Source organism: Micromonospora sp. 15K316, from assembly GCF_004348525.1.
Lineage (GTDB): Bacteria > Actinomycetota > Actinomycetes > Mycobacteriales > Micromonosporaceae > Micromonospora.
On record NZ_SMKG01000183.1, the window covers coordinates 1 to 11,970 of the forward strand.

The window sequence follows — 11,970 nt, forward strand, 5'->3', positions numbered from 1 at the left end:
GGTGGCGGGTGGTGGGGTCGCGGTGGCGACGCTCGCGGAGGCGGCGTCGCGGACGATCTCGCGCGGCACGAGTCGGCCCGAGCGGTAGCCGATGCCGATTCCGGCGATCAGTACGAAGATCGCGCCGAAGGTCTGCAGTGAGCCGACCAGCGCGCCGCCGAGGCCCAGCAGCGGCGCGGCGATCATCAGCATCACCCCGTCGCCCATGCTGAACGTGCCGGACCGGGACACCGCCCAGCCGGTGAGGAACCAACCGACGCTGTAGCAGGTCGCCCCGATCAGTACCAACATCCGGGCGGTGGTACCGAAGACGGGCGTCTGCTCCTCCAGCCCGGCGAAGGGAAGCATCAGGACCGTACCGGCGATGCTCACCAGCAGACCCGCCGCGGCACCCCGGCGGCTCCGGGTCGCGGCGAGGAGCCCGGTGAGGGCCAGCAGGGCGAGCAGTCCGAGCCAGATCGCGGCCACCCACCCGACCAGGTAGAGCGGCCGGCCGTCGGCCGGGTACGGGTCGTTGCCCACCCCGCCGTCGCTGGCCATCGCGACCACGCCGTACAGCACGGCGTACGCGGGCAGCAGCCAGACCGCGGCGCGGGCGAACCGGCGTACCGACCAGGCCCAGCTCGCGTTGGTCGCCGGTCCCGCCGACGTCGGCTCACCGGCGAAGGGCAGCACCCCGAACCCACCGCCGGTACGCCGGGTGCCGAGCGGTCCGGTCGGGTCGTGCGCGCCGCGCACCGGGGCCGAGGACCATATCCGCTTCGCCGGGTCCTTCATGCGCCACCTCGCTCCCACGAGCGGTGCGGGACACGCCGGGGCGCCCCGATGCCTGGTCACCACCCGTCCTCGGACCGATCGTGGCAGCGATCCGGGCAGGAATGAGGGGTTTTCGCGTTATTCCTCGACCCCACCGGCGCCCACGGCAGAACAATCGGCACATGCGCCAGCCAGGCCCGGACCGGCTGGTCCGCGGATCGGGCGCAGTCCGGTCCCCGGCCGGGTGCGGCCGGCCCCCAGCCCGGACGCGGCCGGCCCCCAGCCCGGACGCGGCCGATCCCCAACTCGGGGGCGCGGAAGCCTCCGCCCAACGCAGAGGCCTGCGCCAAACACGGAGGCTCAGCCGGAAGCGGTGGCCACGCCCGGATCGCGGGTCGTGACCCATGATCGACTCGAGATCCTTGATGTCGCGGTGTCCAAGGCCCGTTGATACCGCGACATCAAGGAAGCCGAGTCGATCATGCCGAGAACTGGTTGGCGGTCGGCGAGGGAAATGACGAGGGTCGCCAGGCGTACTTCCCGTGGGAATCAGCCTGGCGACCCTCGTCGCAGGTGTGCGCTCAGCCGCGCTCGCGCTGGTCGGCCGGATCGTTCACCAGGTTCGCCGGGGAGACCGGCTCCGGCGCGGGCAGCCCCTGCGGGCTGCCACCGGTGGCCTGCGCCTCGGCGACGCGTACCTCGTCGTGGATCTCCTGCGCCGCGGCGGCCGCGGCCTGCGCCGCCTCCGCCGCCTCGCGCTCGACGGCGCTCGCGTGCTCCGCCGCCTCCGGTACGGGCTCGTCCCCCACCATCCGGCTCAACCCGCCGAGCGCGCCGCCCATCCCTTCGAGGGCCTTGGTCAACTCGGCCGGCACGATCCAGACCTTGTTGGCGGTGCCGTTGGCGATCTGCGGCAGGGCCTGGAGGTACTGGTAGGCGAGCACCTTCTGGCTCGGGTTCGCCTGGTGGATGGCGTCGAAGACGGTACGGATCGCCTTCGCCTGACCTTCGGCCTGGAGGATCCGGGCCTGCCGGTCGCCGTCGGCGCGCAACACCGCGGCCTGCTTCTCACCCTCGGCGGTGAGGATCTGCGCCTGCTTGTGCCCCTCGGCGTTGAGGATGGCGGCCCGGCGGTCCCGCTCGGCGCGCATCTGCTTCTCCATCGAGTCGCGGATGCTCGGCGGCGGCTCGATCGCCTTGATCTCGACCCGGGTGACCTTGATCCCCCAGCGGCCGGTGGTCTCGTCCAGCACCCCGGAGAGGTGGCGGTTGATCTCCTCGCGGCTGGTCAGCGCCCGCTCCAGATCCAGCGAGCCGATGACGTTCCGCAGCGTGGTGACCGTCAGCTGCTCGATGGCCTGGATGAAGTTGGAGATCTCGTAGGTCGCCCGGACCGAGTCGATCACCTTGTAGTAGAGCACCGTGTCGATCGAGACGACCAGGTTGTCGGAGGTGATCACCGGCTGCGGTGGGAAGCTGACCACCTGCTCCCGCATGTCGACCTTGGTGCGTACCGCGTCGATGAACGGCACCAGCAGGTTGAGGCCCGGGTTGAGGGTGCGCTTGTACTTACCCAGCCGCTCGACCACGTCCTGGCGCTGCTGCGGCACGATCCGCACCGCCTTGGCCAGCGTCACCACGGCGATCAACGCCACGGCGATCACCAGCACGGTTATCGCTGTCATTCCCGTCACCCTCCCGCTTCCGGCGACTCGCCGGACGTAACGTCGTCGTCCTGCCACACCAGGGCGGTCGCGCCCCGGACCTTTATCACCCGCACCCGCCGACCGGGCTCGAACGACTGCGTCGCGTCGTACGACCGCGCGGTCCACAGCTCACCGTCGATCTTGACCAGGCCGTGCTCGACGTCGACCCGCTCCAGCACCAGCGCGGTCGCCCCCTCGATCGCCTCGACCCCGAAGGGCTGCTCGCCGCTCTCCAGCGCCGAGCGCCGGTGCCGCCTGATCACCGGCCGGACCACCGTCAGGGTGAGCGCGGAGACCCCGGCGAAGACCAGCGCCTGCACGGGCGTCGGCGCACCGAGCGCCGCCGCACCGGCCGCGGCGAACGCGCCGGCCGCGAACATGATCAGGAAGAGGGTCGTCGTGAAAACCTCGGCGACCGCCAGCAGCACACCCAACACGATCCACAGCACGGCGTCCACCCCTCGATCGTGACACGCAAATGCACGCGCGGCTGCCCCGCGATGATCAGTAAGCTCGGCGGCGTCCGCGCCGGGCACCCGGCCGCGCGCCCACCCCCCCCAGCGAGCGAGGAGAACCCGTGTCCCTGCTGCCCGGAACCGTCCGTCAGGTCGACCTCCTGGTCGCGCAGGCGCAGTCGGCGGGTCGCGCGCCGTCGCTGGTGATGGGCGTGGTCCGCGACGGGTCGCTGGCGCACGTCGCCACCGCCGGCGGGCACCCCGCCGCCCACCCGGATCTGCAGTACCGGATCGGCTCGATCAGCAAGACGATGACCGCCACGATGATCATGCAGGAACGCGACGGGGGCCGGCTGGGCCTCGGCGACCCGCTGGAGAAGCACCTGCCCGGCACCGGCGTCGGCACGCTCACCCTGCGCCAGCTCCTCGGGCACGCCGGCGGGCTGCAACGGGAACCGGAGGGCCAGTGGTGGGAGCGGTCCGAGGGCGCCGACCTCGCGACCCTGCTGAGCGGGGTGGACGCGGCCAAGATCGCCTACCCGCCGCACCGCGCGTACCACTACTCGAACCTGGCGTACGGGCTGCTCGGCGGGGTGCTGGAGCGGATCACGGGAACCTCCTGGGCCGAGCTGCTCCGCCGGCGGATCCTCGACCCGCTGGGTCTGCGGCGCACCACCTACGCGGCCACCGAGCCGTTCGCCCGCGGGTACGTGGTACACCCGTGGCACGGCACCCTCCGGGAGGAGCCGCGTACCGACACCGGCGCGATGGCCCCGGCCGGGCAGCTCTGGTCCACCATGGCGGATCTCGCCCGCTGGGCGGCGTTCCTCGCCGACCCGGCGCCCGAGGTCCTCGACCCGGAGACGCTGACCGAGATGTGCGCGCCGGTCGTGATGAGCGACCTCGACTCGTGGACCGGTGGACACGGCCTCGGCCTGGAGCTCTACCGCGACGGCGACCGCGTCTACGTCGGCCACGGCGGCTCGATGCCCGGTTACGTGTCCGCCCTGGCGGTGCACCGTCCGAGCCGTACCGCCGTGGTGGGCTTCGCCAACGCGTACGGCTTCGGGATCGGCGGCCTCGGGCGGCGCATCCTCAGCACCGTGCTCGACACCGAGCCGCCGCTGCCTCCCGCCTGGCGGCCGACGACCGTGGCGCCGTCGACCGGTGTCACCGACGTGACCGGCCGCTGGTGGTGGATGGGCGTGCCCCTCGACGTCCGCTGGGACGAGGCCGCCGGCGAGCTGGAGGTGCTCATGCGCGGCGAGCGGCAGAACCGGTTCGTCGCCGAGGGGCCGGACCGTTGGCGGGGCTGCTCCGGCCCGGAGCACGGGGAGGTCCTCTCGGTGCTGCGGGACGACACCGGCGCCGTCGTGGCGCTCGACATCGCCACCTTCGTCTTCACCCGCACGCCCGACCAGGAACCCTGACGACGAACCGGGCACGCCGACCGAGCGGGCGGCCGTGGCGGCGACCGCCGCCGCCCGGTTCAGTCGGTCGCCGGCTCCGTGACGAAGTCGATGAGACGCTCCATCGCGTTGATGAGCGGCGTCTCCACGTCGGCGAAGCTGTCGACCCGGGACAGGATGTGCCGCCACATGTCGGCCGGTTCGGCCACGCCCAACGCGGCGCAGACCCCCTCCTTCCAGGGACGGCCCGGCGGCACCACCGGCCACGCCGCGATACCCAGCGCCGCCGGCTTCACCGCCTGCCACACGTCGACGTACGGGTGGCCGGTCACCAGCACGTGCGGCGAGGTCACCTTCGCCACGATCCGGCTCTCCTTCGAGCCCGGCACCAGGTGGTCGACGAGCACACCGAGCCGCCGCCCCGGCCCCGGGGCGAACGCCCGCACCTCCGCGTCGAGGGCGTCGATCCCGTCCAGCGGCTCGACCACCACGCCCTCGACGCGCAGGTCGTCGCCCCAGATCCGCTCGACCAGCGCGGCGTCGTGCACGCCCTCGACCCAGATCCGGCTCGCCTTCGCCACCTGGGCCCGCACGTCGTCCACGGCGATCGAGCCGGACGCGGTCCGGCGGCGCGGCGCGGGGGCCGGCGTCCGGACCGGGCGCCGCAGGGTCACCGCCGCCCCGTCGAGCAGGAACGCGGCCGGCAGCAGCGGGAAGTTGCGTCGGCGGCCGTGCCGGTCCTCCAGCACCACCGCACCGGACTCGAAGCCCACCACCGCGCCGCAGAACCCGGAGTCGGCGTCCTCGACCACCAGGTCGGGCTCCGCGTCGACCTCCGGTACGACCTTGCGCCGCCGCCAGTTCCCCGCCAACACGTCGCTCTCGTACCGCCGCGCCATGTGGATCACGCTAGCCGCCGGCGGCGCACCCGACACGCCGACACACCGACCTCGGCGTACGGCACGGCCCCCCCGGGGCGTTCCGTCCGGCGGCAGCACGGGATACCAGGGACGAAACGCGCCCGACAGCGGGCCATCAACGCATGATCGACGGGAGCTGACGGGTCGGCACGGAGGCGGCGAAGCGGGCAGTTCGGCGCAGGCCACGCCGCCGCACCGGCAGCCGAGACACAGCCGGTCGTCACCACGTACCCTTTCGGCATGTCCACCCCCGCAACGGGCGCGGCGACGCTGACGCCCCGCCGGTCGAGCCGGTTCGTTGCCTGGGTACGCGCGTGGCGCGCCGGGTTGGTGCCCTTCGACGAGGTCGCGGACGCGATCGCCGGTGACGAGGAGCACCTGGTCGCGGACGCCCCCGGCACCTGGACCGACGTCCCGCTGGGCGAGGCGCTGCCCGTCCTGGCCAAGGTGTCGCCCGACGAGATCCGCCTGGTGCTGCCCGCGCCCGGCGACCCGCGCGGGCTGCCCGGCCCGGGCGACTTCACCGGCGCCGCGCTCGACGTCGGCGAGGCGGTGGTGGCCGGCAGCCTCGGGCTGATCCCGCAGGTGCGCACGCACACCTCGGGCTCCGGCGACACCTTCGAGACCGTGCTCTGGCAGGTCTACCCGCTGCCCGCCAACGCGCCGGCGGCCTCGCTGACCCTGCCCGGCGCCGCCGAGGCGGAGGCCGAACTCGCCGCCGCGCTGGCCGAGACGACCGCCGCGCTGACCCGCCTCGACGTGGCCCAGTGGCGGCCCGAGCTGGCCGGGGCGCTGGAGGCGTTGCGCCGCCCCGACGGCACCACCGACCTGCCGCCCGGCTTCGACCCGCGCGCCCGCCGGCTCTTCGCCCGGGCGGCCGTCCTGGACCGGGTGCTCGCCCTGGCCGGTCACGCGGCCCCGGGCGGCGCGATCAACAACTACGAGGCCCAGCAGCGCGACGCGGCGCTGCGCCCGTTGACCACGGCCTGCCGGCAGGCCCTGGTGGCCGCCTGCAACGCCCCGCTGCGTCCCTGACCGGCGCCGGCCGCGGCACATCGCCGCCGGGGCCCGGGCGGAGATCCTGACGTCCGGCGGGACCGCCGGTCGCCGCGGGCGCGGGTCGGGCAGGGACCCGTCCGGGCGGTCACGGTGGCCGCCGGTCGCACCGGCGCCACCGCCGACCCGCCGGGTCAGACCTCGTCGATCAGGTCCGCCACCGAGTCGACGATCCGCGACGGACGGTACGGGTAGCGCTCCGCCTCGGCCCGGGTGCTGATCCCGCTCAGCACGAGGATCGTCTCCAGACCGGCCTCCAGGCCGCACAGGATGTCGGTGTCCATCCGGTCACCGATCATCGCGGTGCTCTCCGAGTGCGCGTTGATCGTGTTCAGCGCCGACCGCATCATCATCGGGTTCGGCTTCCCGACGAAGTACGGCTCGATACCGGTCGCCTTGGAGATCATCGCCGCGACCGAGCCGGCGGCGGGCAGCGCGCCCTCCACCGACGGACCTGTCACGTCGGGGTTCGTGCAGATGAACCGCGCCCCGTCGTTGATCAGTCGGATCGCCTTGGTGATCGCCTCGAAGCTGTAGGTGCGGGTCTCCCCCAGCACCACGTAGTCCGGCGCGAAGTCGGTCAGCACGTAGCCGACCGCGTGCAGCGCCGTGGTGAGTCCCGCCTCGCCGATGACGTACGCCGTGCCGCCCGGACGTTGCTCGCCGAGGAACTGGGCGGTGGCCAGCGCCGACGACCAGATCGCCTCCTCCGGCACGTCCAGCCCCATCCGGCCGAGCCGGGCCTGCAGGTCGCGCGGGGTGTAGATCGAGTTGTTGGTCAGCACCAGGAACGGCTTGCCGGAGGCGCGCAGCCGCTTCACGAACTCCGGCGCGCCGGGCACGGGCTGGCCCTCGTGCACCAGCACACCGTCCATGTCGGTGAGCCAGCTCTCCACGGGCTTGCGGTCAACCATCAGGTGCTCCCAGGGGGTTCGGTCGGGGGGCGGTTCGGTGTCAGGGGCGGCGCGGCGGCACGCAGCAGACCGCCGGGCAGCTGTCCCAGAGCGGCAGTTCGCCGAGGCGTCGACGCAGCTTCGCGCCGTCCGGGTCGGTCCGCTCGGCGACCAGTTCCCGGACCATCGCGACGAAACGCGGATCGACGCCGGGAGTGGCCGCCCGGGCGAAGTCCAGACCGAGCCGCTTCGCCGTCTCCCGCGCCTCCGTGTCCAGGTCCCAGACCACCTCCAGGTGGTCGGAGACGAAACCGATCGGGCTGATCACCACGCTCGTGGTGCCCGTCTCGGCGAGCGCGGCCAGGTGGTCGTTGACGTCCGGCTCCAGCCACGGCACCTGGGGCGGGCCCGAACGGCTCTGCCAGACCAGGTCGTACGGCAGGTCGGGCGCGGCGGCCGCGGCCACCAGCCGGGCGGTCTCCCGCAGCTGGGCCTCGTAGCGGCCGCCGTGTGGGCCGGCGCTGGCCGCCATCGAGACGGGCACCGAGTGCGCGGTGAAGACCAGCCGGGTGCTGTCCCGTTTCGCCGGGTCGAGCTCACCGAGCGCGGCACGTACCGCGTCGGCGTGCGGCTCGACGAAGCCCGGGTGGTCCCAGAACTGGCGCAGCTTCTCGATCATCGGCGCGTCCGGGCCGACGGCGGCGCGGGCCGCCGCCAGGTCCTCCTGGTACTGCCGGCAGGAGGAGTAGCCGCCGTACGCGCTGGTGACGAAGGCGAGGGCGTTGGTGACGCCGTCGTCGCGCATCCGGGTCACGGTGTCGGCGAGCATCGGGTGCCAATTGCGGTTGCCCCAGTAGACCGGAAGATCCACGCCATGGGCGGCGAAGTCGGCACGGATCGCCGCCAGCAGGTCACGGTTCTGCTGGTTGATCGGGGAGACCCCGCCGAAGTGCTGGTAGTGCTCGGCGACCTCGGCCAGCCGCTCCGGCGGCACACCGCGACCCCGGGTGACGTTCTGCAGGAACGGCAGCACGTCCTCGGGCCGCTCCGGCCCCCCGAAACCCACCAACACCACCGCGTCGTACGCCATGGCTCCCATTCTTCCCCGCGGCCCGGACGCCGGAGACGACGCCCCCGCCACCGGGTGCCCCCGGTCGCGGCGAGGGCACCCTACGCCCGGTCAGGCGCCGAGGGCGTGGTAGCCGCCGTCGACGTGCACGATCTCGCCCGTGGTGGCCGGGAACCAGTCCGACAGCAACGCCAGGCACGCGCGGGCGGCCGGCTCCTGGTCGGTGAGGCTCCAGCCCAGCGGGGCACGCTCGGTCCAGGCGTCCTCGAACTGCTCGAAACCGGGGATCGACTTCGCGGCCATGGTGCGCAGCGGGCCGGCCGAGACGAGGTTGCTGCGGATGCCCTGCTTGCCGAGGTGCAGCGCCAGGTAGCGGGAGGCCGACTCCAGCCCGGCCTTGGCCACCCCCATCCAGTCGTAGACCGGCCAGGCCTTCGTCGCGTCGAAGGTGAGACCGACCACCGCGCTGCCCGGGGACATGAGCGGCAGCGCCGCCACCGCCAGGGACTTGTAGGAGTACGTCGAGACGTGGACCGCGGTGGCCACGTCCTCCCACGGCGCGTCGAGGAAGCCGCCGCCGAGGCAGCTCTGCGGGGCGAAGCCGATCGAGTGGACCACCCCGTCCAGGCCGTCGACGTGCTCGCGCACCTTGTCGGCGAGCCCGGCGAGGTGCTCGGTGTTCGTCACGTCGAGTTCGATCACCGGGGCCGGCTCGGGCAGCCGCTTGGCGATCCGCTCCACCAGGGAGAGCCGCCCGAAGCCGGTCAGCACGACCTGGGCGCCGTTCTCCTGCGCGAGCTTCGCCACCGAGAAGGCGATCGAGGCGTCGGTGATGACGCCGGTGATCAGCAGCCGCTTACCGGCCAGCAGTCCGGACATGCCGGGTTCCTCCGTCCTGTGTGGTGATCTGGGTCAGTGGCCCATGCCCAGGCCACCGTCGACCGGGATCACGGCGCCGGACACGTAGCCGGCACCGTCCCCGGCCAGCCAGGTGACCACGGAAGCGACCTCGTCCGGGTGGGCCATCCGGCCGGCCGGGATGGACTTGCGGATCTCCGCCTTGCGCTCGTCGGAGAGCACGGCAGTCATGTCCGTGTCGATGAAGCCCGGCGCCACCACGTTCGCGGTGATGTTGCGGCTGCCCAGCTCGCGGGTGATCGAGCGGGCCACCCCGACCAGGCCGGCCTTGCTGGCCGCGTAGTTCACCTGACCGGCGCCGCCGGCGAGGGCGACCACCGAGGAGACGAAGATCATGCGGCCCCAGCGGGCGCGGAGCATCTTGGTCGAGGCGCGCTTGGCGCAGCGGAACGCGCCGGTCAGGTTGGTGTCCAGGACCTTGGTGAACTGCTCCTCGGACATCCGCAGGAGCAGCGTGTCGTCGGTCATGCCGGCGTTGGCGACCAGCACCTCGACCGGGCCCAGCTCCGCCTCGATCGCGGTGAAGGCGGCCTCCACCGACTCGGCGTCGGTGACGTCGCAGCGTACGCCGAAGAAACCCGCCGGGGCCTCCCCGCTGCGGTAGGTCACCGCCACCCGGTCGCCCTGCTTGGCGAAGGCCTGCGCGACGGCCAGGCCGATCCCCCGGTTGCCACCGGTCACCAGCACGGTACGGGCCACGATTCCCCCTTGCGACGTCACGAGCGCGGACGGGACGGAGCCTAGGCGTTACCGGCAGGTAAGCGCTAACCGGAGTGCCGTGTCACACCTGGGTACGACCCTCGGGATGGCTCTGCGGGGGCACGACCGGAGCGGCCTGCCGAACTACGCTGCGTGGGATGGATCGCAGTTCCGTCCGCGCCGCCGTGGCGGCCCTCCGCCGCGCCGTGGCCGGGCCGGACTACCCCGCGATCCGTCCGCCGCTGCGGCGCCGGCCCCGCGCGGCCGCCGTCGTGCGGACGGTCGGGCTGCTGGCGCTGATCGGGTTGGCTCTGGTCACCGTGGCGTTCCTGCTCGACTCGCGGAAACTGCCCGCCGCCACCGCCTGGCTGATCGCGGTGCTCACCGTCGCGCCGCTGCCGCTCCTGCTGACCCGTCCGCTGTGGGCCTGGCGGGTCATGTTCGTCGGGCAACTGTTCGGCACCTTCAACCGGCAGTCGACGGAGGCCTGGCCGTGGAACCCCACCCAGGTCCTCGTCATCCTCGTCGTGTTGATCGTCGTGGCCGCCCGGGTCGACCGCGCCGTGCTGGTCTGGATCGGCCTGTTCAGCCTCATCCCGGTCTGGATCTTCGTCCCACCGGCCAACCAGGTGGCCATCTGCCTGCTCTTCGTCGTGCTGCTCATCGTCGGCGACCTGGTGCGCCGCAACACGCACACCCGGCGGGCGCTCGCCGAGCAGGCCGAGCTGAGCGAGCTGGAGAAGGCCCGGCGGGCGGTGCTGGAGGAGCGCACCCGGATCGCCCGGGAGATGCACGACGTGGTCGCCCACCACATGTCGATGATCGCCGTGCAGGCGGAGACCGCTCCGTACCGGCTCGACGCGGTGCCCGAGCCGGCGCGCGACGAGTTCGCCGCCATCGCCGACTCCGCCCGTGCCGCGCTCACCGACATGCGCCGGCTGCTCGGCGTGCTGCGCAGCGAGTCGGAGCAGGCGCAGACCGTCCCGCAACCCGGCCTCGCGGACGTGCCCGCCCTGGTGGACTCCGCCCGTCGGGCCGGCATGGCGGTGACCCTCGGCGAGGACGTGCCCGTCGACCCGCCGGCCCCGGTCGGGCTGGCCGCGTACCGCGTCGCGCAGGAGGGGCTGGCCAACGCCGCCCGGCACGCGGCGGGCGCGGCCGTGCGCGTCACGCTGCGCACTCACGACGGGACACTGGTCGTCCGGGTGTCGAACGCCGCCGGCGGCGCCCCGGCCGGGCCGGACCGGACCGGCGGCGGGCACGGGCTGACCGGCATGCGCGAGCGGTCCGTCGCCCTCGGCGGTACGTTCACCGCCGGTGTCACCGACGACGGCGGCTACGCGGTCGAGGCGGTGCTGCCGTACACCGACGAGGAGGAGACGTCATGATCCGGGTGCTGATCGCCGACGACCAGGCGATGGTGCGCCAGGGCTTCGGCGCGCTGCTCGCCGCCCAGCCGGATCTGCTGGTGGTCGGCGACGCGGCGGACGGCGCGCAGGCGGTCGCCGCCGCCCGCCGACTCGACCCCGACGTGGTGCTCATGGACGTCCGGATGCCGGTGCTGGACGGGCTGGCCGCAACCCGCAAGCTGCTCGGCGACAACCCCGCACAGCGACCCCGGGTGCTCATCCTCACCACCTTCGACCTGGACGACTACGTCTACGAGGCGCTCCGCGCCGGGGCGAGCGGCTTCCTGCTCAAGGACGCGCCGGCCGCCGACCTGGTGCACGCGGTGCGGGTGGTGGCGGCCGGCGACGCCCTGCTCGCCCCGGCGGTGACCCGCCGGCTGATCGCCGAGTTCGCGGCCCGCCCGGAGCGGCACCGACCCCGCCCCACCGAGCTGGCCGCGCTGACGCCGCGCGAGACCGAGGTGTTGCGGCTGATCGCCCGGGGCCGGTCCAATCAGGAGATCGCCGCCGACCTGGTGGTCGCCGAGCAGACCGTGAAGACCCACGTCGGCCGCATCCTGACGAAGCTGCGCCTGCGGGACCGGGCGCAGGCGGTGGTGCTGGCGTACGAGACCGGGTTGGTCGCCGCCGGCGAGTAGCCCCCCGGTACCGGGGCAGAAAACCCTCCCCGGGGTGACGCC

12 protein-coding genes are annotated in these 11,970 nt (G+C 73.4%); 4 read left to right on the forward strand and 8 right to left on the reverse strand.

Going from position 1 to position 11,970, the window contains the following annotated elements; genetic code table 11:
* From E1211_RS25085 to E1211_RS25095, 3 genes are all read right to left on the reverse strand, one after another.
* The coding region (locus E1211_RS25085) for a hypothetical protein (protein WP_132351512.1) at positions 1 to 777 on the reverse strand (777 nt) is incomplete at its 3' end.
* A 560-nt stretch (positions 778 to 1,337) separates the two neighbouring features.
* The gene (locus E1211_RS25090; protein ID WP_132351514.1) at positions 1,338 to 2,441 is read right to left on the reverse strand and encodes an SPFH domain-containing protein; all 1,104 of its coding nucleotides are present in this window, start codon (positions 2,439 to 2,441) and stop codon (positions 1,338 to 1,340) included.
* 5 nt (positions 2,442 to 2,446) lie between these two features.
* A complete protein-coding gene (locus tag E1211_RS25095; protein ID WP_132351516.1) occupies positions 2,447 to 2,920 on the reverse strand; it encodes an NfeD family protein in 474 nt (157 codons plus the stop codon).
* Positions 2,921 to 3,039: 119 nt separating this feature from the next.
* Here E1211_RS25095 and E1211_RS25100 point away from each other — a divergent pair, with 119 nt between their 5' ends.
* The gene (locus E1211_RS25100) at positions 3,040 to 4,347 is read left to right on the forward strand and encodes a serine hydrolase (RefSeq protein ID WP_132351518.1); all 1,308 of its coding nucleotides are present in this window, start codon (positions 3,040 to 3,042) and stop codon (positions 4,345 to 4,347) included.
* A 59-nt stretch (positions 4,348 to 4,406) separates the two neighbouring features.
* Here E1211_RS25100 and E1211_RS25105 read toward each other — a convergent pair whose 3' ends face one another.
* The gene (locus E1211_RS25105) at positions 4,407 to 5,225 is read right to left on the reverse strand and encodes a DUF3097 domain-containing protein (RefSeq protein WP_132351520.1); all 819 of its coding nucleotides are present in this window, start codon (positions 5,223 to 5,225) and stop codon (positions 4,407 to 4,409) included.
* 261 nt (positions 5,226 to 5,486) lie between these two features.
* On the opposite strand from E1211_RS25105, the gene E1211_RS25110 reads away from it, so the two are divergent.
* Positions 5,487 to 6,281 (forward strand): hypothetical protein, encoded by a 795-nt coding sequence (locus E1211_RS25110; RefSeq protein ID WP_132351522.1) that lies wholly within the window; start codon positions 5,487 to 5,489, stop codon positions 6,279 to 6,281.
* Between the two features lie 155 nt (positions 6,282 to 6,436).
* Here E1211_RS25110 and E1211_RS25115 read toward each other — a convergent pair whose 3' ends face one another.
* The 4 genes from E1211_RS25115 to fabG form a co-directional block, all read right to left on the reverse strand.
* On the reverse strand, positions 6,437 to 7,216 hold the full coding sequence (locus E1211_RS25115; protein ID WP_132351524.1) for an HAD-IIA family hydrolase: 780 nt from the start codon (positions 7,214 to 7,216) through the stop codon (positions 6,437 to 6,439).
* Positions 7,217 to 7,256: 40 nt separating this feature from the next.
* A complete protein-coding gene (locus tag E1211_RS25120) occupies positions 7,257 to 8,285 on the reverse strand; it encodes a ferrochelatase (protein WP_132351526.1) in 1,029 nt (342 codons plus the stop codon).
* 90 nt (positions 8,286 to 8,375) lie between these two features.
* On the reverse strand, positions 8,376 to 9,143 hold the full coding sequence (fabI, locus tag E1211_RS25125; RefSeq protein ID WP_132351528.1) for an enoyl-ACP reductase FabI: 768 nt from the start codon (positions 9,141 to 9,143) through the stop codon (positions 8,376 to 8,378).
* Between the two features lie 33 nt (positions 9,144 to 9,176).
* Complete coding sequence (fabG, locus tag E1211_RS25130; protein ID WP_120683336.1) at positions 9,177 to 9,881, reverse strand: 3-oxoacyl-ACP reductase FabG; 705 nt, start codon at positions 9,879 to 9,881, stop codon at positions 9,177 to 9,179.
* A gap of 158 nt (positions 9,882 to 10,039) precedes the next feature.
* Between fabG and E1211_RS25135 the strand changes: the two genes are divergently transcribed.
* Positions 10,040 to 11,269, forward strand: a complete 1,230-nt coding sequence (locus E1211_RS25135) for a sensor histidine kinase (RefSeq protein ID WP_132351530.1) — start codon at positions 10,040 to 10,042, stop codon at positions 11,267 to 11,269.
* Positions 11,266 to 11,928 carry a response regulator transcription factor gene (locus E1211_RS25140; RefSeq protein WP_132351532.1) on the forward strand — a complete coding sequence of 221 codons (663 nt, stop codon included), beginning with the start codon at positions 11,266 to 11,268 and terminating at the stop codon, positions 11,926 to 11,928. Before E1211_RS25135 ends, E1211_RS25140 begins: the two co-directional genes overlap by 4 nt.
* Positions 11,929 to 11,970: the final 42 nt, after the last annotated feature.

Excerpts from the sequence above, each read along its gene's own strand:
- E1211_RS25090 (WP_132351514.1), bottom strand. The coding sequence starts at position 2,441 with ATGACAGCGATAACCGTGCTGGTGATCGCCGTGGCGTTGATCGCCGTG.
- E1211_RS25105 (WP_132351520.1), bottom strand. The coding sequence starts at position 5,225 with ATGGCGCGGCGGTACGAGAGCGACGTGTTGGCGGGGAACTGGCGGCGG.
- E1211_RS25110 (WP_132351522.1), top strand. The coding sequence starts at position 5,487 with ATGTCCACCCCCGCAACGGGCGCGGCGACGCTGACGCCCCGCCGGTCG.
- E1211_RS25115 (WP_132351524.1), bottom strand. The coding sequence starts at position 7,216 with ATGGTTGACCGCAAGCCCGTGGAGAGCTGGCTCACCGACATGGACGGT.
- E1211_RS25120 (WP_132351526.1), bottom strand. The coding sequence starts at position 8,285 with ATGGCGTACGACGCGGTGGTGTTGGTGGGTTTCGGGGGGCCGGAGCGG.
- fabI (WP_132351528.1), bottom strand. The coding sequence starts at position 9,143 with ATGTCCGGACTGCTGGCCGGTAAGCGGCTGCTGATCACCGGCGTCATC.
- E1211_RS25135 (WP_132351530.1), top strand. The coding sequence starts at position 10,040 with ATGGATCGCAGTTCCGTCCGCGCCGCCGTGGCGGCCCTCCGCCGCGCC.
- E1211_RS25140 (WP_132351532.1), top strand. The coding sequence starts at position 11,266 with ATGATCCGGGTGCTGATCGCCGACGACCAGGCGATGGTGCGCCAGGGC.